The organism is Dawidia soli, from assembly GCF_018598185.1.
Classification (GTDB): Bacteria; Bacteroidota; Bacteroidia; order Cytophagales; family Cyclobacteriaceae; genus Ohtaekwangia; species Ohtaekwangia soli.
The window spans coordinates 217,034-243,048 of the sequence record NZ_JAHESC010000002.1 but is presented as its reverse complement, the minus strand read 5'-3'; the positions used below and the strand labels follow the sequence as shown (position 1 = coordinate 243,048).

Genomic DNA, 26,015 nt, shown 5'->3' with positions numbered 1-26,015 from the left:
CAAAGATACTTTGAATTAAATTTAAACTTTTAATTACCTAACGCAAATACTAACCCCAAGTTATTCGATATGGTTTCTATGACCGGAATTTATGAAGGATCTTTACGCACAAGCGTAAAACACCTCAAATCAGGCAATACAATCGTTACCGATGCACCTCCCGATAATAATGGCCGCGGCGAGGCCTTCAGCCCGACCGACCTGACCTGCGCCTCGCTGAACAGCTGTATGATGACACTCATGGGCATTCTGGCCAACCGCGAAGGGATAGACCTGACCGGCCTGACCTCTGACATCACAAAAATCATGGCCAGTGACCCGCGCAAGATTGCCGAAGTCAAAATCGTGTTCACCCACCCGTCGCTGGTCGCCACGGATGTTCAGAAAGAAAAGCTGAAACGCGCTGCGATGACCTGTCCGGTAGCCCTGAGCCTTTCCGACACGGTCGTTCAGACCATCACGTTTAATTTTTAACCGTACCGCGGATGTGTTGGTAGTCGATCGCCATGTGTGAGCGGTCGTATACCGACGCGCCGTCGCGGATAATAAGGACCTGGGGAGATTCGTGCTCGACCTGAAACAGATCGGCAATCTGGTTGGAGATCTGGCGATAGGAGATCAGGTCCAGGAAGTAGGCCTTTACGTGGGGCTCCATTTCCTGCGCGTCCCAATTCCGCTCCAGCCGGTCCAGCACCATTCTGCTGATAGAGCAACGGGTGCTGTGTTTAAAGATGAGGACCGGTTTCTCGGTCGATTCTTTCCGGATCGCTTCCAGCTGATCCAGTGAGGTCAATGTTTCCCAATTCATATCGGATCGTTAGTCATACCACAGCCCGGCTTCCCCTTTGTCATACCGCGGCTTATGACCCTTGTCCTTCAAGTGGTCGGGCTGTGTTTCTTCTTTCTTGAATAAACGCGACCACCATAGCTTAAAGTTCGTGAGCATGTCACGTTCACCATCGACATTGTTTTTATTGATCTTGACGAACTTCGCATCCGGGTGCAAGCCCCGTTTGTCGAAGAGCGTGTACTTTTTCATCTTGATGTTGCCCTGGTAGTCGGTTGCCCTTGCAAATGCTTTTCCGGGCTCGCGTACCTTCAGCGCTTCTTCCGCGCTGCTACCGTTGCGTACGTAGCGATACTGTTTCACTTTTACCTGCAGCTCACCCACCGCCCGGGTGGTCTTGGTAGGCGACAGCTTAGGCGTTGCATCCTCGGCGGCATTTTTGTTTTTGACATAGCGACGCGTCTTAACCGGTATCTGCAAACCGTATACCTGGTCGACCGCCACACTGGGGCGCTTTTTCAGCAACGCATCCTCATGCGCTTTTTCGTTGCGGATGTATGGCTTGCGTAGCCCGCGGTGGCGAATGTAACCGGTAAATTCTTCGCCCTGATCGCCAAAACCGGGGGAAGCCGAAAAACGCTTCATCTTGCCGGGGTATCCATTGATCTTATACGCCTCCGGTTTCGGTTCCGGTCCACGAGCCTTGAGTGTGCCCTGGTAGTTACCATAGCGCGTCTCGCGTGGCTTACGTCCGGCGATGGCCGACTCGTTGTTATTCCACAACCGGCCGCTTACACTGCCGCCGCCTTTCAAGGGCCGGCCCCCTTTTATGTTCCCCTGGAAGTTGCCGTAGCGCGTTTCACGGGGCCGACGACCAGCGATCGCATGGCCATTGTTGTTCCAGCCACGGCCGCTCACACTACCGCCGCCTTTCAAGGGCCGCCCTCCCTTTATGTTCCCCTGGAAGTTGCCGTAGCGCGTTTCACGGGGCCGACGACTTACAATCGCACTGCCGTTGTTGTTCCACCCGCGACCGCTCACGCTGCCACCACCTTTCAGGGGGCGGCGGCCTTTTATATTGCCTTGGAAAGTACCCGGGCGCATGTCGCGCGGCTGGCGACCTGCTATAGCCGAGCCGTTGTTGTTCCAGCCCCGACCGCTCACGCTGCCACCGCCCTTCAGGGGACGGCGGCCTTTTATATTGCCTTGAAAGGTACCCGGACGGGTCTCGCGGGGCCGGCGACCGGCAATAGCGGAGCCGTTGTTGTTCCACAATCCACCGCTGACGCTGCCACCCCCTTTTGCCCGGCGGCGTCCTTTCAGATCTCCCTGGTAATTGCCTAACCCTCGCGCGCCGATGCCGGGCGCGCGACCCTGTACGGGCACCGTGCCGGTGCGCGACCGCGTGGCCGAGCGGGCGCCGCCGCCCGGTATGGCGCCGCGATATCGATGGTCCCCGTATCGTGCCTTTTTACGACGCCCGTGGTATAGGATAGGAGTGCCCTCCGTACGTTTTTTGCTGGTGAAATTCTTCCCGCGAATGCGCCGGCCGGCGATGTCGCCGGTCCAGGCCTTCGGCCGTGTGTTGGTGGCCGAGCGATAGCTGCCGGCAGCAGGCCCACGGTAGGGCCGTTCGCCCACGCGTCTTTTTTGTGAATACGTTCTGGCCGGTGTGCTCACCTCCGGTCGCGGCGACTCGTAGTTGCGCCGGCGTAACGGGTGGCCCGCAAGGTCTGTGGTCTGTGCCCGCTCGGGGCGCTTTTTGGGTCGCGGGAAATTGGCGTATACATTGATACTCTTCCGGGCGATAAACGGCCGCGATGCCGACCGGGGTTTCACCTTCCGTTTGCGCGGCGGCGAAGACGGCGGTCCGGATGATGCCTTTGCTCTCGCTACCTGCGAACGATTGGAAACAACACCGCCGCCGGTACGGCCGCGGCTGGATGGATGGCGTGTAACATACCGGCCGCTCTGCGGGTGTACATTGGCCTTCGAGGCACTGCTGCTGTTCCTGCCGCGAATGCGCCGGTGTGTGATATCTCCCTGCCAGGCACGCTGCGTGTTGCTGGGCTTAGGCGGCTGGCGACGCAACACATTGCCGGAGGCTTTTCCGACTTTGTCCTGTCTGCGGCCGGAGTTGGAGCGCGACCGGCTGCGGGTCGTTGCCCGGTTATTATACGTGGGTTGTTTCTTAGAGGCTTTGTTCTTTTTCCGGAAGGTGCTTTTAAACCGGCTCTCACGGCGCTGCCCGGAGGGTGCTCCCGGCCGGTCCCCTTTGGTATTTTGGGCCAAAACAGGTGTCGCCAGCAATAACAGCAGGGCCATCAGCATCACCAACTTGGCGGCAGGCCTGGAAAAAGCAGTATTTCTTCTGGTTGCGTTCAAAAAATGGAGAAAGAAACAGGCTAAGATAACTGAATTTTACGATACCCCTCTATTTTAGTAGGTAAGTAACGTTTCGATGGCGCCGATAAGCCTGTTTTTCGGTAAAAAATTATCTTCCAGCGTCGGCGCAAAAGGAATCGGCGTGTCCAGGCTGGCCACCCGCACCACCGGCGCATCCAGGTCCCGGAAACAATGCTCGCTGATCCAGGCGCTGATCTCCGCACCCACACCGCCCGTGAGGGTATCTTCATGCAGGATGATCACCCGGTTCGTCTTTTTCACCAGCGCGGCAACAGCTTCCTTGTCCCAGGGCAATAATGTGCGCAGGTCTAACAGTGAAGCCTGAACCTGCGGCATCGACGCCAGCGTTTGCCTGGCCCAGTGCACGCCCATGCCGTAGGTGATAATTCCCAGGTCGGCGCCGTCACTTAGCAGGGCGGCTTCGCCGATCGCTATGGTATAATAATCATCGGGTATCAGGTCTTTCAGCGAACGGTACATCAATTTATGTTCGAAGTACATCACGGGGTTGGGATCCTCCAGCGCTGCACATAACAAACCTTTCGCGTCGTAGGGATTGGACGGGTATACTATTTTTAATCCGGGTGTGTGAAAAAACCACGCTTCGTTGCTCTGCGAGTGAAACGGTCCGGCGGCCGTGCCGGCTCCCGTAGGCATGCGCACCACCACGTCGGCCGCCTGGCCCCAACGCCAATGGGTCTTGGCCAGGTTATTGACGATCTGATTAAACCCTTCTGTTACAAAGTCGGCAAACTGCATCTCTACCATGGACTTCATACCTTTTACCGACAGCCCCAAACCGGTGCCCAGGATGGCCGACTCGCATAACGGTGTATTCCGCACACGATGCTTGCCAAAGCGCGCCACAAAGCCGTCGGTGATCTTAAAGACACCGCCGTACTCGGCAATGTCCTGGCCCATCAGCACCAGGTTGTCAAAGCGCTCCATGCTCTGGCGCAGGCCATCGCTGATAGCGTCTATAAAACGTTTTTCCGATCTCTTATCAGAAGCAGGAGCAATGACAACTTGTTTAAAAGGTGCATATACATCTTCCAGCTCCTGTTCGGTTTGCGCAACCGGGTGATTTTCCTGGAAGGCTGTTTCAAGACCCGCTTCAATCTCTTGTTTCACGCGTTTACGTTGCGCGGCGATATAACCCTCGTCGATCACACCGCTTTGCACGAGGTACTTTTCATAGTTCTCGAGCGGGTCTTTCTTCGCCCAGGTATCCAGCAGTTCCTGCGGCACATATTTCGTACCCGACGCTTCTTCATGTCCTCGCATCCGGAAGGTCATACACTCCAACAAGACCGGCCGCGGGCGCTTGCGCATGTCCTCTGCCAGGCGCTTCACGGTGCTATACACGGCCAGGACATTATTGCCGTCTACTTGCACCCCTTCCATGCCATAGCCAATGGCCTTGTCTATAAAGCTTTCACAGCGAAACTGTTCGCGGCTGGGTGTCGACAGTCCGTAGCCGTTGTTCTCGACAATAAAGATCACGGGCAGGTCCCATACCGAGGCTACGTTCAGCGCTTCGTGAAAATCGCCTTCGCTGGTACCGCCATCGCCGTTAAAGACGACTGTTACCTTTCCCTCCTTTTGCAGCTGGGTAGCCAGCGCAATGCCGTCGGCCACACCGTTCTGCGGCCCCAGGTGTGAGATCATGCCGACAATATGGTGCTCGCGCGAGCCGAAGTGAAAGGAGCGGTCGCGCCCCTTGGTATACCCGCTCATCGTGCCCTGCCACTGCGCAAACAGCCGGTGAAAAGGCATATTGCGGCCGGTGAACACCCCTAAGTTGCGGTGCATGGGCAAAATATACTCATCGGGTTCCAGGGCTTGTGTCACGCCGACAGCTATGGCTTCCTGGCCAATGCCGCTAAACCATTTGCTGATCTTATTTTGCCGCAGCAAAATGAGCATCTTCTCTTCAATCAGGCGGGGCAATAACAAGTTTTCGTACAGCTTCTTGAGGACGCTGTCGGAGAGTTTCTGGCGATCGAACTGCATAGATGGTTTCTGGTGGCGCAAAGTTAACCGAGTTTTTGACTTACCATTGACCCGCAAATCATATAAAGCGCCGAGGCCCGTTGTTATAAAGAAACTGTTAACTTTATCTCCGATTCCGCTACATGCTGACCCGACTACCACTCCTCCTGGTTTTCTCGCTCGTTGTCATGGACCTGTCCGCACAGGAGTATCGCTTTCATCAATACCGCGTAGAACAAGGGCTCCCCAGCGATGTTATCAAAGCCACCGCCCAGGACTCCCTCGGTTTTTTCTGGATCGCCACCGACGACGGCATTGTGAAATACGACGGCTTGCGCTTCACGACCTACCGGTCAGCCTTGCATAGCCAGTATGCCAAGGGTTTTCTCACCACCCGCAAAGGCAGGCTTCTCGCGATTGCCGATCTCGACCTCATCGAGATCGAAAACCAGGTAGACACCGTCATCTTTCACTCGCTGCTGCGCGGTACCCGTAATCCCACCGACACCACCATCTGGTATGGCAAGACGCTGTACGAAGACCGTCACGAGAACATTTGGATCGCCGAGACCCAGGCGGTCGTGCGGTATGATGGCAAGGCCATGAAGCGTTATGATTTCGGCCCCGAACATCGATCACCCGTATTTATACGATCCTATAATTTCTTCGAAGACCAGGACGGCAACCTCTACGCCGCGGGGTATGCCGGCAAAGTATTTCGCTTTAACAAAAACGCCGACACGTTTGAGCTCCTGCCCCAGACATTACCGGGTCACTCCAGTCACGTACTTTTTGAGAAGGGTAAATTACTGGTCGCGTCCGGCGACGGTTTATATGAAGCAACCTTGCACCATGGCGAGATCCAGAACGTGCATCGCCTGATGCCGGCACTCAACTGCTCGTACCTGCTGCGTACGTCCGATGCACTTTGGGTGTGCACGTTTAACGAAGAGGTATACCGGGTGCCCGGCAGCCGCTACGAAGACGCCGAGAAGTTACCCTATTCCTTTATCGGCGCCAGCGCCCTCTTCAGCAGTAAAGAACACGACCTGTGGGTAGCCTCCGACAAAGGGCTGATCCTGGTGCAAAAGAATCAGTTCCAGGTACTCGACATGCGCTCGCAGGCACACTTCATCGAAGGCATGGCCCACGACGCCGAACACGACGTGTTGTATTACTGCTCCAAAGAAGCGCTGATCGGGTTATACCACGGTCGCGACGGCGCCTGGGAACACCGGCTGCTCTATTTCAATCGCGATGGATATTTTCAAACGCTGCAATTTAACGAACAGGGTCTGTGGGCCGGCACGTCGTTCGAGGTATTGCTGTTCCAACACGACAAGCTGAAGAAGCGATGGGACTTTGCAAAAGAAGGCGGCTTTATCGCCGATGTGTTTATCGACAAGCAGCAGAATATCTGGCTCAGTCAGGGGCGCGCCCGCCGTGTAAAAAGGATGTCGACCCAAGACTTCTCGCTGCGGTATTACGATGTGCCGTTGCTGAAACAAAGCCAGATCAACCTGGTGCGTGAAGGCGACGACGGTATATACCTCGCCTCCAGCGGCGCGGGTGGATACCTCTTCTTCAAGTCCCACGAAGCCGACACCTTCCAGAACGTCAGCCTTCCGGTAAACTTCCCCGTCGAAAGCGACCTGAATATACACGACCTGGCCGTACAGAAAGATATAGTCTGGCTGGCTTCCACCGAAGGGCTGCTGCGCTACGACGGGCATACCACGCAGCGCATCGACCTTGGCGAGCCCCTTACCAGCTCGTCCGTCAGCTCGGTGGAAACGCTCGACGACCGCTATATACTCTTCTCCAATTCTTATGGCCTGATGCGCTATGATGTGATCACGGGAGACCTCTGGCTATACGACGAAAACACCGGCTTGCCCTCCAACACCATCACCGACCACGGCATCCTCATCGACCGGTATAACCGGCTTTGGATCGGCACCTCGTTCGGCCTGGCCCTGGCCTCGAAGTCCATCCGCACCAACGCCACCACCGCCCAGCCGTTCTGTACCTATGCCAGCGTGAACGGCATGACGCGGCGCTTTCGCCATGGCCTGCAGGCGCCCTACGGCGCCTTTATCACCCTGATGTTCTCACCCATCACCTTTCCCGAGAACAAGATCAACATGCAGTGGCGGCTGGACGACGACAGCGTCTGGCACTCCATGTACGACCATACGCTCACACTCTCCGATCTGTCGGCGGGCCGCCATAGGCTCCAGGTACGCGCGAAAAAAAATACAGGACTGGGGTGGAGCGATCCCACCGAGACGACCGTGACGATCGGCAAGCCCTATTGGCAAAAAGCCGAGTTCATTTTTCTAATCCTCCTCGCCGCGCTCATGATCGCCTGGGCCTCTTATGCCGTCAGCGCTGCCATCATGAAAAAACGCAAGGCCTACCTGCACGACCTGATCAAAGAACGTACGTTGGATCTGCAGAAGGCCAACGAAGAGCTGCTGCAGCGCAACGCCGAGCTGGACCGCTTTGTCTACAGCGCTTCGCACGACCTCAGCGCCCCGCTCAAATCGGTACTGGGACTGATCATGGTGGCGCGCATGGACAAGTCCATCGCCAATCACGAGCAATACCTCGACATGATGGAGCGCAGCATTCGCAAGCTGGAGAAGTTTATCGAAGAGGTGGTGAGTTACTCGCGCAACACGCGCATGCCGGTAAAGCCCGAAACATTTTTATTTACCGTCTTTGTGCAGAACCTGTTGCTCGACCACCAGTATGCGCCGAACTACGGCAAGATCAAATTTGATGTAGAAGACGGCACCGGTGGTCAGCCCATCGTAGCCGACGTTGTGCGGCTTAAGATCATCCTCAACAACCTGATCTCCAACGCCATCAAGTTTCATTGGTTTGGCGGCGACCGCGAGCCGGTCGTTTGCATCTCGCTCACCGCCACCACTACGCATTACACCATCGTTGTGCGCGATAATGGCCGCGGCATTGACAACCATCACCTGGGGCACATCTTTGACATGTTCTACCGTGCCAGCGAGCAGGCACAAGGCTCAGGCCTGGGCCTGTACATCCTGAAAGAATCGGTTCTGAAGTTGGGCGGCACGGTCGAGGCACGGTCGAAGCTGGACGAAGGCACGACCTTTATCATAACGCTGCCAGCGTTAAACCCCGCTTCGCCCACGGCATAACAGCGGGCGGCAGAGAATTCCACCGATCTTGTTATTTTTGGCGCCACATGATCACATTCAACGAATTCACCCTCGAAAACGGCCTACGCGTGATCGTCCATGAGGACCATACCGTACAGATCGCCGTCATGAACATACTATACGACGTCGGCTCCCGCGACGAACGTCCCGAAAAGACCGGCTTTGCGCACTTGTTCGAGCACCTCATGTTCGGCGGCTCGGGCAACATTGCGAGCTACGACGAACCGCTGCAACGCGTCGGTGGCGAGAACAACGCCTTTACCAACACCGATATCACCAACTATTACCTCACGTTGCCTTCCGCCAACCTCGAGACAGGTTTCTGGCTGGAAAGCGACCGCATGCTCAGCCTGTCGTTCGACCCCAAAGTACTGGAGGTGCAACGCAAGGTGGTGATCGAAGAGTTTAAGCAGCGCTACCTCAACCAGCCTTACGGCGATGTGTGGCTCAAGCTTCGCCCCCTGGCGTACCACCATCACCCCTACCAATGGGCCACCATCGGCAAAGAGATCAGCCACATTGAAGAAGCTACGATGGAAGACGTAAAGGATTTTTTCTTTACCCACTACGTACCCAACAATGCCATTCTGGTAGTAGCCGGCAACGTTACCCTGGCACAGGTCAAAGCGCTGTCTGAAAAATGGTTCGGACCTATTCCCGCGGGCAAGGGCCGGTCGCGGCAGTTGCCCCCCGAGCCTCGCCAACGCAGCAAGCGCCTGGCGACGGTAGAAGCCAAAGTACCCGCCAACGCGCTGTACAAAGCATGGCACATGCCGGGACGTTTTGACGACGATTATTACGCTGCCGACTTGTTAAGCGACATCCTCAGCCGCGGGCAGTCCAGCCGGTTGTACCAACAGCTGGTGAAGGAACAGGAGATTTTTACATCGATCTCTTCTTTTGTCACCGGCACGATCGATCCAGGGCTGCTGGTCATCAGCGGCCGCGTGCGCGACGGATTCACCCTGGAGCAAGCCGAGCAGGCCGTCGACAAGATCCTCGAGACGCTGATCCGCGAAGGTGTGTCAGAGCAAGAACTGGAGAAGGTGAAAAACCAAGCCGAGTCCAGCCTGGAGTTTGGGGAAATGGAAGTGATGAACCGCGCCATGAACCTGGCCTTCTCCAAGCTTTCCGGCGATGCCAACCTGGTAAACGAAGAGGGCAGCCGCATCAATCGCGTAACGGCAGCCGACGTGCAGCGCGTGGCCGCCCGCACCTTGCAGGAAGAGAATGCCAGCACCCTGCATTACAAGGCTGTATCCTAGAAATATGCCGCCCGGGCAAAAAAAGCCGGGGCGGCGAACATCTGTGTGCCTTTCAGCGTTCAAACATAAGTTCTCGCAGTCTGTAGGCGGGACACCACCAATTTTTTAAGACCATCGCAACTCCGTGGAGAAGGAAAAAGTAAGCAGCGGCAACATTATAGACTGGTCAGTGCTCAGCCGGTTGATGAAATTTGTGACACCCTACCGGGGCCGATTCATTACTGTGATCCTGCTTACCCTGGTGCTGGGCGTGCTGGCACCCACCCGGCCCGTGCTCATCCAATATACACTGGACAAAGATGTCGCGACCGGCAACTACGATGCCATGGTGCACATGATGGTCATCCTCCTGGTACTGCTCGTCATCAATTCCATTGCCCAGTACGTACACACATACCTGTCCGGATGGCTCGGGCAACAAGTGATCCGCGACATCCGCGCACGCCTGTATCAACACATCATCGGCTTGCGGCTGCGCTTCTTTGATAAGACCCCTATCGGCCGTCTCGTTACCCGCACCATCTCCGATGTCGAGACACTCTCGGATGTCTTTAGTGAAGGTCTGGCGGCCATGGCCGGCGACCTCCTGCAGATCATTTTCATCCTGGGTTTTATGTTCTACGAGGACTGGCGGCTGGCCTTGCTCAGCCTGTCTACGCTGCCGCTGCTGCTGCTCAGCACGTATGTCTTCAAAGAGAAGATCAAGGTAGCGTTTAACGATGTGCGCAACGCCGTGGCAAACCTCAACACGTTCGTACAAGAGCACATCACGGGCATGAACATCGTGCAAATCTTTGGCAGCGAGAAACGTGAGTTTGAAAAATTCAAAGAGATCAACGAGGAGCACAAACAATCCAACCTGCGCTCGGTGTTGTATTATTCGGTATACTATCCCGTAGCCGAGATCATTGCCGCCGCCGGTATCGGCCTGCTGGTGTGGTACGGCGCGAAGGGGGTCATCAACTACGAAGAGACCGGCATCACCATCGGCAAGCTCATTGCCTTCATCATGTACATCCAGATGTTCTTCCGGCCCATCCGCATGATCGCAGACCGGTATAATACCTTGCAGATGGGCATTGTAAGCTCCTCGCGCATCATGAACCTGCTCGACGAAGAAGAGCATGTACAAAAGAACGGCGCGCACAAACCCGATCACCTGAACGGTGAAGTATCGTTCGAGCATGTGTGGTTTGCGTACAACGAACCCGACTATGTGCTCAAAGATATAACCCTGCACATACGCGCGGGGCAAACCATCGCGCTGGTGGGCGCCACCGGTGCGGGCAAGTCGTCGATCATCAACCTGTTGAACCGGTTCTACGAAATCAACAAGGGCACCATCCGCGTAGACGGCGTAAACCTCAACGACTACGATTTGGGCACACTGCGCCGCAATATCGGCGTGGTTTTACAAGACGTATTCCTGTTTAGCGACACCATCTTTAATAATATTACGCTCGGCAACCCCGACGTTACCGAAGCCATGGTATGGCATGCCGCCGAGTTGGTCGGCGCCCGCAAATTTATCGAGCGGCTGCCCGGCAAACTGTCGTATAATGTCATGGAACGCGGCGCCACGCTTTCGGTGGGGCAGCGTCAGCTGATCTCGTTTATCCGGGCCATGGTATATGATCCGAAGATCCTGGTGCTCGATGAGGCCACCTCGTCGGTCGATACCGAAACAGAAGAGATGATCCAGCAGGCCATTGTTAAAATGATGTCGGGCCGGACGTCGATCGTTATCGCCCACCGGTTGTCTACCATCCAGCGCGCAGACAAGATCCTGGTACTGGATCACGGCGAAATCAAGGAAAGCGGCCATCACGAAGAGCTGCTGTTGCGCGAGGGATATTATTCACAGCTCCATAAAATGCAGTATAAGGAGTTTGTTTGAGGGCGATAACGGAGCAAAACGGTTATATTTGCTCCAATGTATTTCAAAAAGGCCATCCTCCTCATCCTTTTTGCCGCACTTTGTTTGAGCGCGCAGGCACAACGATCGCGATCGCGCAGCATCAAAAAAAGCTCGTATACGCGGGACCGCTATAACTACAACGCCGCACGGGTGAAAGGCGCCAAAGCGAAAGTTGCCTGTCCTATTTTCGAAGACAGCAAATATCCTTATCACGGCTTCGGTTTTAAGCTGGGCGATCCTTTCGCGCTGACGTATAAATTCTATCCCAACAAAAACTTTTCCCTGGCCATCGACGCCGGCAAACCCGCCAGCGGTTTGTACAACCACTACTACCGTCAGCAATTCGGCTCTTACTACACACAGCTGGACACCATGTCCGAAGGCGCCAGCATTACGTACCTCACGCATAAAGTAAAATCCGACTTTATCCTGGAGGCGAAACTTCTGTACCACATCGACGCCAAAGTAATATCCCCCGGTCTGCAATTTTATGTCGGCGCCGGCTGGGAGTGGAAGAATACGCGGTTACGGTACGATTATGTATATGAAAGTGGGGGGCTTCCGGGACCGAATGATCTGAATAATCTGGGAAATTTCTCAACTTCGCGTTTCACACAGGGCCCCCAGGCGGTCATCGGCATTGAATACTCCTATTTTCAATTGCCCATTTCCGCTTTTATGGAGCTGGAATATTTCACCGACGTAGAAATTGATCCCGGTTGGAGCCGTGTGGAAGGAGGAGTCGGATTACGTTATATCTTTTAACCTACGCATCGCATGACCATGTCCCTGACAAAAGTGTTCGCTATATTTTTGTTGCTGGTGGCGTTTGTCCCTACCGTACAAGCCCAGCGCAACGAAACCCCTAACAGCATCGGCATCCGCCTGGGCGATCCCCTGGGCGTGAGCTACAAGCGCTACCTGCCTGCCAACAAGGCTTTGGAGTTTGTACTCGGTTCCGGTGTTCACGGCTGGTACCGCTCTTACTATAAGAATTCGTTCGATCATTTTTCCCGCTACGACGGCGATCGTTACCTCAGCCACCGGGTGGAATCCACCTTTACCCTGCTGGGGCGTTATCTGTTCCACTATAACATCCCCATGGACCCGCCGGCCTCAGAGGGTACAGTCGAATGGTATTGGGGCATTGGTGCTATGCTGCGCAGCGCAAAAGTACGATATCACTACCAGGAGAATGCTCCGCCGCAGTTGGTTAAGAACGACACCCGCAACGACATTACGTTCGGCCCCGAGGGCATCATCGGTATGGAATATACCTTTGAAGATATACCCCTCACGCTTTTTGGTGAGGTCAGCTTGCTCATCGAAATTGCCGACCGCCCGGGTGCTGTAAAATTCTCTGGCGGTACCGGCGCCCGGGTTAATTTCTGACATCCAGGTCGGCATCGGCCTTCTTCGCCTCGCGCTCTTGCAGCACCTGCTTGTCGTATAGCTCCTTGTACACGCCGTTGTGCGCCAGCAGCGACTCGTGCGAGCCTTCTTCTGTCACCCCACCGTCTTCCAGCACGATGATCTTGTTGGCCAGCTTGGCCGATGAGACGCGGTGTGAGATGATGATGGTGGTCCGGCCTTTCATGATCCTGCGCATGCTGCCGAGAATGTTGTTCTCCGTCTTGGTATCGACGGCCGACAAGGCGTCGTCCAGCATCAGGATCTTCGGCTCACGCACAATGGCCCGGGCGATAGACACCCGCTGTTTCTGCCCACCCGACAGCGTAATGCCGCGTTCCCCCACGCGGGTTTCAAAGCCCAGCGGAAACTCGACGATGTTATTATATACGTCCGCGTCTTTGGCGGCTTGCGTGATGCGTTCTGCATCCGGATTCTTTATACCAAAGCCGATGTTGTTAAAGATCGTATCGCTGAACAAGAATACATCCTGCGGCACATAGCCGATCTGGCTGCGCAGCGAGGTAAGATTGTAGTCGGCAATCGGCACATCATCGATGAGGATCTGTCCGTCGCGCGCATCATAAAGCCGCGATACGAGGTTGGCCACCGTGCTTTTGCCCGAGCCGGTCGTACCGATGATCGCCAGCGACTCGCCGGGGTTGATGGAAAATGAAACGCCTTTCAATGCGCGAATACCGGTATCCGGATAGGTAAAGACCACATCTTTGAACACTACTTTCCCCTGGATCTCGCGCACCAGCTCTTTCTCCGAAACGATGTTGGTCTGCGTGCGCAGAAACTCGTTGATCCGCTTCTGCGAAGCTTCCGCGCGCTGCACCAGGCTGCTGGTCCAGCCCAACGACGTTACCGGCCAGGTAAGCAAGTTTACATAGATGATAAACTCGGCAATATTGCCAAAGGTCAGGTTGCCATTGATCACTTCCGTGCTGCCCGCATATACCGTCAGGATCGTGCTGATGCCGACCAGGCCCATAATGATCGGGAAGAACAAGGCCTGAATGCGCGTGAGCTTGAGCGATTGATGTTTATAGGCCTCCACCTCTTTTTCAAAACGCCCCATCGACTCCTGCTCGCGGTTGAACGACTTCAACACGCGTATACCACTGAAGGCCTCTTGTACGAACGTCGATAGCCGCGACTGGTGTTTTTGGATCTGCTCCGACCGGCGCTCGATTATGTTGTTGACAAAAAAGATGCTGATGGAAAGTAACGGCAGCGGGCTGAGCGCATACCACGTCAGTTTCGGGCTGATGCTGAACATGATCGGGATCAGCATCATGAAGAGCGTGAACAACGTCAGCCCATACATGATTGCCGGGCCGAGGTACATCCGCACCCGGCTTACATCTTCTGAAATGCGGTTCATCAGGTCACCCGTATTGTTCTTGCGATAGAAGCTCAGCGGCAGTGTTTGATAGTGTTCGAATACTTCGTTCTTCAGGTCGAATTCGATCAACCGTGACATGACGATGAGCGTCTGCCGCACGAAGTATAAAAATATACCGCGCAGAAAAGCCATCACTAAAATAAGGCCCGCGTAGATCAGGATGCCGAAGGCAAAGACCGAGAAGAAATCCTGCTGTACATCGGTATGGCCCAAGCCCCGGTACATGCGGATGTTGTCTACCACCAGGTCGATCGCATCGCGCACGAGCTGTGCCGGAATGATTTGAAAGACGTTGGAGAGGATGACAAACACCAGGCCGAGCACCAGATGCCACTTGTATTTATACAGGTATTTATTGATGTACTTCAGTTCTCGCATGCAAAAAAATTTGGCGACCCCCCGGTTAAACGAAATATCCTTCCAATAGTTCCTGCAAACGTTTGAAACTGGCTAATTTTGCTTAAATCCTGGCCGAAAGGTATCCCAAGAACGGGGGATTAAAACTACAATAATCAAACGTAAATGTAATCCGCATGGAGATCAAAGAACTGGAAAAAGTGCAAGAAGGAAGCATCTTTGGAACCCTCACACAACTGGGTCACGAGCAGGTTGTATGGTGCCACGACCAGGCCACCGGTCTGAAGGCCATCATTGCCATTCACAACACCGTACTCGGTCCGGCACTGGGCGGTACCCGTATGTGGCATTATGCTTCGGAACAGGAAGCATTGACAGACGTATTGAGATTATCACGCGGCATGACTTTCAAAGCCGCCATCAGCGGCATCAACCTGGGCGGCGGAAAGGCCGTCATCATGGGCGACGCCAAGACCATGAAGACGGAAGCATTCCTGCGCCGCTTCGGCAAATTTGTCAATAGCCTCAACGGCAAATACATTACGGCCGAAGACGTAAACATGAAGACCGCCGACATGGAATATATTTCCATGGAGACCAAACACGTTACCGGTCTGCCCGAATCGATGGGTGGCGGTGGCGACCCTTCACCGGTAACCGCCTACGGTGTATACCTCGGCATGAAAGCCGCTGTGAAAAAAGCCTTTGGCAGCGACAGCCTCGCCCATAAAACCATCGGCGTACAGGGCGTAGGCCAGGTAGGAATGCACCTTGTCGAGCACCTGGTAAAAGAAAATGCCAATGTGTTCATTACCGATATCTCTGAAGACCGCATGAAGGAAGTGGCTGCCCGGTATGGTGTGCGCACCGTGGGCCAGGAAAAGATCTACGACCTGGACATGGACATCTATGCACCCTGCGCGCTGGGCGCTTCGATCAACGACGAGACCATCGGCCGCCTGAAGTGTCAGGTCATTGCCGGTGCCGCCAACAACCAGTTGAAAGATGACGTGAAGCATGGCTACATGCTGGTAGACCGCAGCATAACCTACGCCCCCGACTTCCTGATCAACGCCGGCGGTCTGATGAACGTATACCACGAGCACCTGGGCAACTACAACCGTAAACGTGTGCTGGAGCAAGCCGAGAACATTTATGCCACGTGTTTGAACACGCTCTCGTTTGCCGCACAAGAGAAACTTTCGCCGCAAGAGGCTGCCATGCAACTGGCCGAAAAGCGCATCCAGGACATCGGACGCCTCCGCATGTCGCGTTAAGCACGACAGGAAAGACACAAAAGACCCCTCCAGGCTTCCGGTGGTATACTGGCCATCGGGAGCCTTTTTTTTGATCGGCCGGTATTTGAGTTGCCCAACCCCCCGCGATATTCTATTTTTGCGCCTCAGATCACTAGAAGTCGTTCTTTACCATGCTCAACCGAAGAAGTCTCCGTATTAAAGTTATGCAAAGCCTGTTCGCGCTCGAGCAGTGCAAAGAGGCCAACTACGAACTCTGCCTCGAACAGATCAGCGATGCTTTTGCACCCGATCTGAACTCCATGGAAGTTCAGGACAAGGCAGCTCTTACCCAACAAAAGAAGACCGCCACAAAGCTTTTTGAAAAAGCCTTTAAGCAATTCGAGAGCTCGGTTGACCACGAAGACCCGCGCATCAAGAAAGCGGTGAACGATTGCTTTATCTTCTACAACAAGCAGGCGAAGAAAGACACCGACTTCTTCCTGAAGAACACCATCAGCGAGATCGAAAAGATCTACGACCACTACATCGCCGTGCTCAGCCTGCCCCCGGCCTTTGCCGAGCTGGCGGAAGCCGACAAAAAAGTGAGTCACAAAAACTTTGTCAGCAACTCGTGGATCAACGCCCTGCGCCAGCACGAAGGCCTGCGCAAAGACGCGCTGAAGCTCGGCCGGCACTGGCAAGACAAGCCCGACAAGATCAAGGGCTGGTTCCGCGACGTGGTGCGGCAGGATAATGAATATCTCAATTATCTGGATAAAAAGAGCCCCACGCTGGACGACCAGAAAAAATTCATCAACCACCTCTTCAAAAAGGTGATCCTGGGCAAGACCGTCATCAACGAATTCTTTGAAGAAGAAGTGCTGCGGTGGGCCGAAGACAAAGAGATCGTCAAAGGCCTGGTGGAAAAGACGGTGAAATCGTATGACGGCACACCCGCCAGCGCGGTGCAGCTGCACACCCTGTCGATCAACTGGGAGGAAGACCGCGAGTTTGTGGAGAAGCTGTACAACAAGGCCTGCGACCTCGAGCAACCCTACAAAGAGCTGATTGCAAACAACACCCGTAACTGGGAAGTCGACCGCCTGCCGCTCACCGACCGCATGATCCTGGAAATGGCTATCGCCGAGCTCCTGGAATTCCCGGGCATTCCCGTGAAGGTCACCATCAACGAATACATCGAGCTCGCCAAAAACTACAGTACGCCGAAGAGCCGCCAATTTATCAACGGCATTCTGGACGTGATCGCTAAAGAGCTGAAAGACACTGGCGTAGTGAAGAAAAGCGGCCGGGGTCTAATGGACAATAAATAGAGGCTGCCGCACTGAAAATTATCGTGGCCCTTTGTTAAAAATTGTTAAAATTTTGAATTTGCGCGAAGTCGATAACTAACTTTGAAAGTGCTATGAGCAAAAAGAGTGGAAATTTTCTGATGGCGTTCCTGGCTGGCGCCGCTACCGGTGCAATTTTGGGCATCCTGTACGCGCCCGACAAAGGATCAAACACACGCGAGAAGTTGTCTTTCCAACTGGACAAATACCGCAAGATCCTGCAAGACCTCATCAACGATTTTGTCGATGGCAAAGAGACCCCGCTGACCAGCGAAGCGAAATCGCAGGGCCAGAAGGTGGTGGACGAAGCCAAAAACAAGGCTGAGCGTCTCCTCGAAGACGTAGACGATCTGCTGGAACAGATCCGCGGCGGCCGCAAAGAATAAGCACATTCAAAAAAATCAATAATCAAGAAGGCAGGGATATGAAAACAGCAATCTTTAAATCGATGCTATTTTTCGCAGCGGTGTTGGTATGCTTTACGGCATGTAAAGATCGCGCCAGCGAAAAGCGAATAGCAGAACTGGAAAGCCGACTGGCAGAAGTAGAAGGCAAGAAGGCCGCCGGTACGACCGTACCCGCACCGAACCCGACCGTTGCAGCCCCCGAAGAAAAACCCGAAGGCCCGCTACCGGTCATCCAGTTTGAAACCACTGAACACGACTTCGGCACCATCAAAGAAGGCGACATCGTAGAATACACGTACAAAGTGAAAAACACCGGCGAAGCTCCGTTGATCATTCAGGGCGCACAACCCTCTTGCGGTTGCACCGTACCGGATTTTTCAAAAGAGCCGATCCCCGTGGGCGGCACAGGCTATGTAAAGGCCAAATTCGACAGCAACGGCAAACAAAACGTTCAAAACAAAACCATCACGGTAACGGCCAACACCTGGCCTAAACAAACCGTGCTGCGTTTCAAGGCGATGATCACGCCGAAGGCTGGCAACGCCCCGGCTGCACACTAAGAAATTTTAGTTCAATACTATCAAAAGCCATTCGCCAGCCAGCGAATGGCTTTTTTGTAGTATCATCTCCCAGGCCAAAGCCCGGTTACAGCATAGATAAAGCACTGCCTCAGGATCGTTGAACCAGTGTTAGACCGGCGCACGCATTTATGGGTCGCTATATCCGTGCCGGAACTCTGCCGCAACAGTGCTACAACACTGCTACAACCGTGCCTTTGATACGCCTCTGAGGTACTGGCCGTGCCTTTGGATACAATCCGATAGCCTTTATATAGTGCTTCGATAGCACTTTGATAGGGGTTTGATACGGGTAATCCTCCGGAAAGCCCGCTCCATTCCCAGGCTTCACCCGGGCCAACGCCAGGGATTACCCGTATCAACCTTATCCCATAGCTATCCATGACATATCCCCGACATACAGCAACCTTATACAAAGCTTGCCCCAACCCGCAAACTTCCCGTACTTGCACGGATGTCCATCCTGATCCCACCGCCCTTAAAACCCGGCGCCCGGGTCGCCCTCGTCGCCCTCAGCCGCAGAGCCTCCGAAGAGCACGTAAGCCATGCCCGCCGGGTACTGACCGCCTGGGGCCTGACCGTTGTCCCCGCCAATAATTTGTTAAGCCAGGCCCATGCCTACCTGGCCGGCACGGACGACCAGCGCCTTGCCGACCTGCAAGCCGCCCTCGACGATCCTACGATCGACGCCATTCTCTGTGCCCGCGGTGGTTATGGCAGCGGCCGCATCATCGACCGCGCGAACTATGCCACCCTGCAGCAACACCCCAAGTGGATCGTCGGCTTCAGCGACGTCACCGCCCTGCAGCTTAAGCTGCTAAGCCTCGGCATCGCCAGCATCCACGGCACCATGCCCGTACTCTTTGCCAACCCCGCCAGCATACCTTCCATCGAAAGCCTGCGCAACGCCCTCTTCGGAAAACCCGATGCCATCACAGCACCGGCAGCACCCGCCAACAAACCCGGCCGCGCAGAAGGCGTACTGGTCGGCGGCAACCTGTCGTTGTTAGTGGATAGCCTGGGCACCGCCAGCGAGCTGGATACAAACGGGAAAATACTGGTGATCGAAGAGATAGGAGAGTTGGTCTACCGCGTAGACCGCATGGTCAACCAGTTGAAGCGCGCCGGCAAGCTGGCGAACCTGGCAGGACTCCTGATCGGCCACATGACCGACATCAAAGAAGATCCGAGCCTGGCCTTCGAGGAGACCCCCGAGCAGATCATCCTGAACCATACCCGTGCGTACCACTATCCGGTTGCCTTCCGCTTTCCTTCCGGCCATGAGAACCCCAACCTGGCGTGGGTACAGGGAGCCCGGGTGTCGTTGGAGGTGACCGCAGCGCAGTCGATCATTACACCCCTTGTATAACCGAAGCGAGATACTGTCCCAGCGCATACAATCCCAGGCCTGTCAGTAACAACCCCGGTAGCCGTCGCAGCCAATGACTTTGCTGCACATATACCGCGAGCCGCCGGGCCAGATGCGCCAGCAGGAATAACAACGCAAAGGCGCCCAGCGTCACGCCGGCGAGATAGCTGTGCAATGTAACGGTGCTGGAAAGATCGATCCACTGCTGACCCTGCAGGTACGTGGATATGCCGAGCCAGTATATAAATGCCAGCGGGTTGAGGATCCCCAGTACGATGCCCTTCCGAAAGCCGCTTTTGGGCGAGCGCTGTACACGGGCCGGCGGCGTTGACGCCGACACGATGCCACACACACCCAGCGTGATCATAACCAGTGCCGTAGCCAGGCGCAGCTCGTTCAGTCCGCCGGTGGACGTCGTGATCCATTCACCCGAGACGGCCGCGAGCCATGCATAGGGATACTCCACCAACGCCGCGGCTATTGCAAACCGACGCGCCGCCACGAGGCGATGCTCCAGGCCTAACTGTATAATGGTCAGGTTCAGCGTGCCCGGCGGTATAGATCCTGTAAAGCTAAAGGCAAAGGCCACCAGGAAGGCGACAAGGGCTTCCATCAGACTATCGGCGTCGTTTTTTGTTTGAACTCCCGGTAATATGCCACGGCTTGTTTCCAGGGCATGTAGGAAACACCGCGCGCCGTATTCTCCCGCGCGATGCGGAAGATCGTATGCCAGTGCCTGAACAAGATACGCAGTGCCCGTGACAACGGGAAGCCGGGGTGGTATATATGCGCCGGCTCGGCGCCACAGCCGTTCAGCTCCATCACCAGGAAACGTCCCGCATACAGGTCTTCCACCGTGGCGCACCGCAGATCGAACCGTCCGAAGTAAAAGCCTTCAATCTGTTTACTCACGGTATCGAACGTTTCCGACAAACGGTCATTGATCAAATGTGTACCGTCCAGGAACTTCGTCCCCAGGCAATGATTGCCGATCGATACCAGCTCGATGGATTCTCCCGCAGGGACCACGTCGGACAAACGCCCGGCAAAACGCTGTTGCAACGCCGGCCACTGCAGCCGCGCCCTGTCTTTTTGTAGTATCAGTGCTTGCAATGTCTGTACGCCGTCTCCCGTGACCGAAAGCATTTCTTTTATGACCACCGAGTTGACATGCCCCTGGCCCGCCGAAGGCAGGCGCACATAAAAAACACCCATCTCCACGGGCAGGTCTACCAGGTCCTGGATAATAAAATCGTGCGGCATCTGAGCCAGGTATAGATCGATCTCTGCCCGCGAGGAGATACGCTTTACCATAAACCCGCGTTCGCCGATGTCGGGTTTGAAGATCACCGGAAGGGAGAAACCATATTCTTCCAGGCAGTGTACAACCGTTTCTGTGGTAGCGGGACCTTTCACGCGGGCCGTCCGGGGCCGGTTCGCGGCCGGCACTTTCATCAGTACGTCATATTTGGACTCTCCAAACATACCCCCCATGGTAATGCCGGGGTTCGACGCTGTAAAGAAGGTGAACGACCGGGCGCGCAGTGCCAGCCAGCCATAGTATATGAACAGCGGAAACTGTACAATGCCGAACGGCCAATACTCCCAATGCCGGGCTTTCGTAAAAAAATTACTTTGCGCGATACGCGACTTCAACGCCATAAAAGAAGATCTAATGAGAACATCACGCCACGGGCACAAGGTCTTTTACCAGGGGCCAGACCAGGTCCGGCTCAAACCCCTTTTGAATAGCATAGCGGGCCAGCTTATCGCGCGTTACGAAGGGGTTGGTCACATCGAGCTGGGCGAGCTTGCGTGCCAACACATCGTGGAGCACGCGCTGGTAATCTTCCTCGTCGATCTCTTTCAGACCCAAGTTGATGCAGTTCTTCGTCAGGCCGTGTGCTTCGAGCTCGTGCACGATCTTTACCCGTCCCCAATGTTGCATGCGGAACTTGCCCCCGGCAAACGCCTTGGCAAAACGTTCTTCATTCAGAAAGCCTTCGGTAATCAGGTGTGACAAGATCTCGTCGACGTCGCTGGTATACAGGCCGTATTCGTACAGCTTGTCGCGTACCTCCTGATGTGACCGTTCCTGGTAAGCACAGTAGCGGTATATCTTTTGTTTGGCAGCCGCGGGAGTGAGTCTTTTTCCGTGCTCCATACAGCGCGCTGCTATTTCTTCGGCTTCACAAGTCCTTTCTTCTCGAGGATGCTGGCGACAAATTTCCGCTCGTTATCGGTATTAAAGATCTTGAAGGGCCAGTAGATGATCTGCGCCTTGTTTACGAACAGGGCAAAAAAATCTTCGCCGATCTGCGCTGTTTGAATCTGCTCCCACTTCAACGGCATGCCTTCGCGCGGATTGATCTTCATCAGGATCTGCTGGCTGCTGATCTCGTAGTGGAACTTCTCGAAGAGCATCTTGCCTTGCTCCAGCTGCGTAACGCCGTAGAACTGTACCCACCAGAACAACAAGTATAAACCTAACCCGACAAAGGCGACGATAAACCACCAGATGCTGGCGATCCATATATAGAGCAGACAGATGGCTACGGCCGCGGCCGCGGCGATCCATCCCTGCTTCTTGAGCACGCTTTTCAAGGCCAGGCTGATGTACGTCTTCTTTTCGAGCTTGTAATTTTTGGTTTTAACGATCATATGCTAAGTCACTATATTCAGTTCAAACGTATTGTCTAGGCAATCGCCTTCAGGCTTAAGTCCATGCTTTTCATGGAGTGGGTCAACGCACCGACCGATATAAAGTCCACGCCGGTCAGGGCGATGTCGCGAATGGTCAGCTCGGTCACGCCACCGCTGGCTTCTGTTTTACACCGGCCGCCGATCAGGGCCACCGCTTCCTGCATGGCCGCGAGGCTCATGTTGTCCAGCATGATAATGTCTGCGCCACCCACGCGAAGGACTTCCTTCACCTCGTCCAGGTTGCGGGTTTCCACTTCGATCTGGAGCGTTTTATTGCCGGCGCGAAGATACTCTTTTGTTCGAATGATTGCCTGTTCGATGCCGCCCGCCATGTCAATATGATTGTCCTTGAGCATGATCAGGTCGTAAAGGCCCATGCGGTGGTTCTGACCACCACCGATGAGCACGGCCCATTTCTCGGGCAACCGGAAGTTGGGTGTCGTTTTACGGGTGTCGAGCAGACGGACGGAGGTGCCGGCCAGCAGGGCCGTCAGGTTGTGCGTCTTGGTGGCGAGCGCGCTCATGCGTTGCATGCAGTTGAGCACGAGGCGCTCGGCCAGCAGAATAGACCGCGCGGGACCGCTCACCACAAAGGCTACGTCGCCCGGTTTTACCGCGGCACCGTCGTGCAGAAAGACTTCGATCTTCAGGCTCCTGTCTACCTGGTGGAAAATTTCCAGCGCGAGCTCCACGCCGGCCAGAATGCCCGCCTCTTTTACGAGCAGGTGGGCGCGGTGCGTGGCGGTGGCCGGAATGCTCGCCAGTGACGAATGATCGCCTTCACCGGCATCCTCTGCCAGGGCAGCGGATATGAATGTTTTCAGGAAATCGGGGGTGATGTAGGCTGGTCTCACCCTGCAAAAATAGGCGAGTAATTCAGAGTTATCACTCTTTCACAAAGGATATCTCGTGTACGAGCTGCTGGTTGCCGACGGTTTTGATCTTCATAAATACCCGGTACGTCTCGGCGCCGCTTTTGTACTGGCCGATGGCAAAGGGTTGTCCACCCTTGGACGATCCCTGGTGGATGATGTTAAACTCGTTGGCCGGATGCTGACGGAAAAAATCACGGAAAATAAACTCCGCCTGCGCCTTGCTGTAGGGCTGCATCTTGTCATCGATGGTTACGTCTACCGTCTGATTCAGGTATTTCGAAAGTTCCTTGGCGCTTCCGGCCTTAATGGTTTCTTTCACCTGGCTGATGACGTCGCTCTGGGCAAAAAGCGTGATCACCTGCAAACAAACCAGCACCAAGACTAAATACGTCGTATTTCTGTTCACCTTCATGGCAACTTTTATTGGGGCCAAAATTGTGCCACGTCTGCAAGATAAGGAAATTATTATGGTAACATGATGCGTCTAAATCGTTTACAGTACATTGAAAAAATACCGCCATTCGCCTTTTCCACCCCCGCAAGCTGCAAATCCTCGTTATATTTGCGCCGCATATTACATCGCGAACTAAAAAATCGATTTCATGAACAAGAAAGTACTGCTGATGATCCTCGACGGCTGGGGCATCGCCACCAATAAGGCTGTATCGGCTATCGACAAAGCCAAAACCCCCTTCATCAGCTCACTCTACGGCAAGTACGCCAACAGCAAACTCGAGGCCTCTGGCCTGGCCGTGGGCCTGCCCGCCGGCCAGATGGGCAACTCCGAAGTAGGCCACATGAACATCGGTGCCGGCCGCGTGGTGTACCAGGACCTGGTGCGCGTCAACAAAGCCGTCGAAGAAAAAGAGCTCGACAGCAACAGCACGCTGCTGGACGCCTTTGCCTATGCTAAAAAGAACAACAAGAATGTGCACTTCATCGGCCTGGTTTCCGACGGTGGGGTACACGCACACATCGAGCACCTCAAAGGCCTGCTGACCATCGCGCAGAACAACGGCCTGCAGAACGTATTTGTTCACGCTTTCACCGACGGCCGCGACACCGATCCCAAGGGCGGCCTGGGCTACCTCAAAGACCTGTTGGCCCATATGGAGAAAACTTCTTCCAAACTGGCCAGCGTAGTAGGCCGCTACTACGCCATGGACCGCGACAAACGCTGGGAGCGCGTCAAGCTGGCGTACGATCTGCTCGTAAAAGGCGTAGGGGAAAAATCAACGGATGCCCTGAAAGCCGTTCAGGCATCCTACGACGCGGGTGTGACCGATGAGTTTATCAAGCCCATCGTGATGGTGAACGCCCAGCAACAACCCGTCGCCACCATCCAGGAAGGCGACGTGGTGATCTGCTTCAACTTCCGCACCGACCGCGGCCGCCAGATCACACAGGCGCTGACCCAACAAGACTTTCCCGAGCAAGACATGAAGGCCCTGCGCCTGGATTATATCACGCTGACGAACTACGACGACTCGTTCAAAGGCGTGAAAGTGATCTTCGACAAAGACAACCTGGAGAAGACCCTGGGTGAAGTCGTATCGCTAGCGGGCAAGAAACAGATCCGTATTGCCGAGACGGAGAAATATCCGCACGTGACGTTCTTCTTCTCGGGCGGCCGCGAGACCGTCTTCGAGGGCGAGTCGCGCATCCTGTGCCCGTCACCGAAAGTAGCCACGTACGACCTGGCGCCCGAGATGAGCGCCAACGACCTGAAGGATAAGATCATTCCCGAGCTCAACAAAAAAGAGCCCGACTTCATCTGCCTGAACTTCGCCAACCCCGACATGGTCGGCCACACCGGTGTATTCGAAGCGGTCGTAAAAGCGGTCGAGACCGTAGACGCCTGCGCACAACAGGTGACGGAGGCCGCCTTGAAGAACGGTTATACCACCATCATCATTGCCGACCACGGTAATGCCGACATGATGATCAACGAAGACGGTACTCCCAACACGGCTCACACCACCAACCTGGTGCCGTGCATCCTGGTAGACGACAGCTACAAAGGCAAGCTCAAGAACGGTAAGCTGGGCGACCTGGCGCCGACTATCCTGACGTTGATGGGGATACCGGTGCCCGCCGAAATGAGCGGCCACATATTGTTGGAGAACTAAGATCGTGACACGACAACGTTTTGTTACCGGGTGCCTCCGGCTTCTGGTCGCCGCCGTACTAACGGGGGGCCTGTTCGCCTGCTCGCAGCAGGCGCGCACGCCCGCGCGGTACTACGCGATCGACAGCCTGGTACAGGCGCAGATCCGGTTCCTCGCGGCGCGCCATGCCGTCCTTACAAAAACGGCGACGCTGGGCGCGCAGCAGGACACGGCCACGTTTGTCCCGGCCGACTCGGTGGCCTGGGCCAAAGAGCTGGACCTGTTCCTGGAACTGAAGACCCTGAACAAACCGACCAACGTGGGCGCCTATACGGTCACCGACGACCTGCCCGACCCGCACAGCAACCTGCGCATCAAATCCATCGAAACACAGCAGTCACTTCCCGTGCGCTCCCTGAAAGTGTTCTACCACGGTACGCCTGCGCGGGTGCGTCGCATCGAAGCCCAGTTTCAGGAAGACAATTCGCTGTACCACAGCGCACGCTTCCTGACCATGGAATTTTACGCGCTGCACGAGCAGCCGGTCTTACAGGCCTATGCCGTTACCGGCGGGCAGAAGATCTTTATGGGTGACACCGTGGCCTATACTGTTTCTGCAAAAGTTTCCTTACCGAATTAATA

The 26,015-nt window shown here is 55.1% G+C and carries 23 protein-coding genes; 13 read left to right on the top strand and 10 right to left on the bottom strand.

Translation table 11 applies throughout. The features are described 5' to 3' along the window. Nucleotides 1-69 precede the first annotated feature (69 nt). On the top strand, nt 70-474 hold the full coding sequence (locus tag KK078_RS02380) for an OsmC family protein (RefSeq protein WP_254088633.1): 405 nt from the start codon (nt 70-72) through the stop codon (nt 472-474). Here KK078_RS02380 and ytxJ read toward each other — a convergent pair. Genes ytxJ through KK078_RS02365 form a run of 3 tightly spaced genes read right to left on the bottom strand, consistent with a single transcriptional unit; the run spans nt 464 to nt 5,206 of the window. Then, nucleotides 464-808, bottom strand: coding sequence for a bacillithiol system redox-active protein YtxJ (ytxJ, locus tag KK078_RS02375; RefSeq protein WP_254088632.1), 345 nt, complete (start codon nt 806-808; stop codon nt 464-466). The genes KK078_RS02380 and ytxJ overlap by 11 nt on opposite strands. A 9-nt stretch (nt 809-817) precedes the next feature. Next, on the bottom strand, nt 818-3,172 hold the full coding sequence (locus KK078_RS02370; RefSeq protein ID WP_254088631.1) for a hypothetical protein: 2,355 nt from the start codon (nt 3,170-3,172) through the stop codon (nt 818-820). Nucleotides 3,173-3,226: 54 nt separating this feature from the next. Continuing rightward, nucleotides 3,227-5,206, bottom strand: coding sequence for an alpha-ketoacid dehydrogenase subunit alpha/beta (locus tag KK078_RS02365; RefSeq protein WP_254088630.1), 1,980 nt, complete (start codon nt 5,204-5,206; stop codon nt 3,227-3,229). A gap of 122 nt (nt 5,207-5,328) precedes the next feature. On the opposite strand from KK078_RS02365, the gene KK078_RS02360 reads away from it, so the two are divergent. The 5 genes from KK078_RS02360 to KK078_RS02340 all read left to right on the top strand — a co-directional run bounded on the left by KK078_RS02360 (nt 5,329) and on the right by KK078_RS02340 (nt 12,960). Further along, nucleotides 5,329-8,364, top strand: a complete 3,036-nt coding sequence (locus KK078_RS02360; RefSeq protein WP_254088629.1) for a sensor histidine kinase — start codon at nt 5,329-5,331, stop codon at nt 8,362-8,364. Between the two features lie 47 nt (nt 8,365-8,411). Continuing rightward, nucleotides 8,412-9,650, top strand: a complete 1,239-nt coding sequence (locus tag KK078_RS02355; RefSeq protein ID WP_254088628.1) for a M16 family metallopeptidase — start codon at nt 8,412-8,414, stop codon at nt 9,648-9,650. A 124-nt stretch (nt 9,651-9,774) separates the two neighbouring features. Further along, entirely contained in the window at nt 9,775-11,547 is a 1,773-nt protein-coding gene (locus KK078_RS02350) for an ABC transporter ATP-binding protein (protein WP_254088627.1), read from the top strand. A 36-nt stretch (nt 11,548-11,583) separates the two neighbouring features. Next, on the top strand, nt 11,584-12,333 hold the full coding sequence (locus KK078_RS02345; protein WP_254088626.1) for a hypothetical protein: 750 nt from the start codon (nt 11,584-11,586) through the stop codon (nt 12,331-12,333). A 12-nt stretch (nt 12,334-12,345) separates the two neighbouring features. After that, a complete protein-coding gene (locus KK078_RS02340; RefSeq protein WP_254088625.1) occupies nt 12,346-12,960 on the top strand; it encodes a hypothetical protein in 615 nt (204 codons plus the stop codon). On the opposite strand, the gene KK078_RS02335 is transcribed toward KK078_RS02340, so the two are convergent. Beyond that, entirely contained in the window at nt 12,950-14,767 is a 1,818-nt protein-coding gene (locus KK078_RS02335; RefSeq protein ID WP_254088624.1) for an ABC transporter ATP-binding protein, read from the bottom strand. The genes KK078_RS02340 and KK078_RS02335 overlap by 11 nt on opposite strands. Before the next feature lie 155 nt (nt 14,768-14,922). Here KK078_RS02335 and KK078_RS02330 point away from each other — a divergent pair, with 155 nt between their 5' ends. From KK078_RS02330 to KK078_RS02310, 5 genes are all read left to right on the top strand, one after another. Further along, nucleotides 14,923-16,023 carry a Glu/Leu/Phe/Val dehydrogenase dimerization domain-containing protein gene (locus KK078_RS02330; RefSeq protein ID WP_254088623.1) on the top strand — a complete coding sequence of 367 codons (1,101 nt, stop codon included), beginning with the start codon at nt 14,923-14,925 and terminating at the stop codon, nt 16,021-16,023. 185 nt (nt 16,024-16,208) lie between these two features. Next, nucleotides 16,209-17,315 (top strand): transcription antitermination factor NusB, encoded by a 1,107-nt coding sequence (gene nusB, locus KK078_RS02325; protein ID WP_254088622.1) that lies wholly within the window; start codon nt 16,209-16,211, stop codon nt 17,313-17,315. 92 nt (nt 17,316-17,407) lie between these two features. Beyond that, nucleotides 17,408-17,719 (top strand): YtxH domain-containing protein, encoded by a 312-nt coding sequence (locus KK078_RS02320; protein WP_254088621.1) that lies wholly within the window; start codon nt 17,408-17,410, stop codon nt 17,717-17,719. A gap of 38 nt (nt 17,720-17,757) precedes the next feature. Further along, a complete protein-coding gene (locus tag KK078_RS02315; protein ID WP_254088620.1) occupies nt 17,758-18,300 on the top strand; it encodes a DUF1573 domain-containing protein in 543 nt (180 codons plus the stop codon). A gap of 472 nt (nt 18,301-18,772) precedes the next feature. Continuing rightward, nucleotides 18,773-19,687, top strand: a complete 915-nt coding sequence (locus KK078_RS02310; RefSeq protein ID WP_254088619.1) for a S66 peptidase family protein — start codon at nt 18,773-18,775, stop codon at nt 19,685-19,687. Here KK078_RS02310 and KK078_RS02305 read toward each other — a convergent pair. Genes KK078_RS02305 through KK078_RS02280 form a run of 6 tightly spaced genes read right to left on the bottom strand, consistent with a single transcriptional unit; the run spans nt 19,671 to nt 23,677 of the window. Beyond that, nucleotides 19,671-20,300: a LysE family transporter gene (locus KK078_RS02305; protein ID WP_254088618.1), complete on the bottom strand. Its 630-nt coding sequence runs from the start codon at nt 20,298-20,300 to the stop codon at nt 19,671-19,673. The two genes, KK078_RS02310 and KK078_RS02305, sit on opposite strands and share 17 nt — an antisense overlap. Further along, a complete protein-coding gene (locus tag KK078_RS02300; RefSeq protein WP_254088617.1) occupies nt 20,300-21,349 on the bottom strand; it encodes an ATP-grasp domain-containing protein in 1,050 nt (349 codons plus the stop codon). Before KK078_RS02300 ends, KK078_RS02305 begins: the two co-directional genes overlap by 1 nt. A 22-nt stretch (nt 21,350-21,371) precedes the next feature. Beyond that, nucleotides 21,372-21,851, bottom strand: a complete 480-nt coding sequence (locus KK078_RS02295) for a regulatory protein RecX (RefSeq protein ID WP_254088616.1) — start codon at nt 21,849-21,851, stop codon at nt 21,372-21,374. A gap of 11 nt (nt 21,852-21,862) precedes the next feature. Then, nucleotides 21,863-22,348 carry a hypothetical protein gene (locus KK078_RS02290; RefSeq protein WP_254088615.1) on the bottom strand — a complete coding sequence of 162 codons (486 nt, stop codon included), beginning with the start codon at nt 22,346-22,348 and terminating at the stop codon, nt 21,863-21,865. Between the two features lie 35 nt (nt 22,349-22,383). Then, entirely contained in the window at nt 22,384-23,244 is an 861-nt protein-coding gene (nadC, locus tag KK078_RS02285) for a carboxylating nicotinate-nucleotide diphosphorylase (protein ID WP_254088614.1), read from the bottom strand. 31 nt (nt 23,245-23,275) lie between these two features. Next, nucleotides 23,276-23,677 (bottom strand): DUF4783 domain-containing protein, encoded by a 402-nt coding sequence (locus tag KK078_RS02280; protein WP_254088613.1) that lies wholly within the window; start codon nt 23,675-23,677, stop codon nt 23,276-23,278. Nucleotides 23,678-23,867: 190 nt separating this feature from the next. On the opposite strand from KK078_RS02280, the gene gpmI reads away from it, so the two are divergent. Both gpmI and KK078_RS02270 read left to right on the top strand, forming a co-directional pair. Next, entirely contained in the window at nt 23,868-25,394 is a 1,527-nt protein-coding gene (gene gpmI / locus KK078_RS02275; protein ID WP_254088612.1) for a 2,3-bisphosphoglycerate-independent phosphoglycerate mutase, read from the top strand. Between the two features lie 4 nt (nt 25,395-25,398). Further along, nucleotides 25,399-26,013 carry a hypothetical protein gene (locus KK078_RS02270; protein WP_254088611.1) on the top strand — a complete coding sequence of 205 codons (615 nt, stop codon included), beginning with the start codon at nt 25,399-25,401 and terminating at the stop codon, nt 26,011-26,013. Nucleotides 26,014-26,015: the final 2 nt, after the last annotated feature.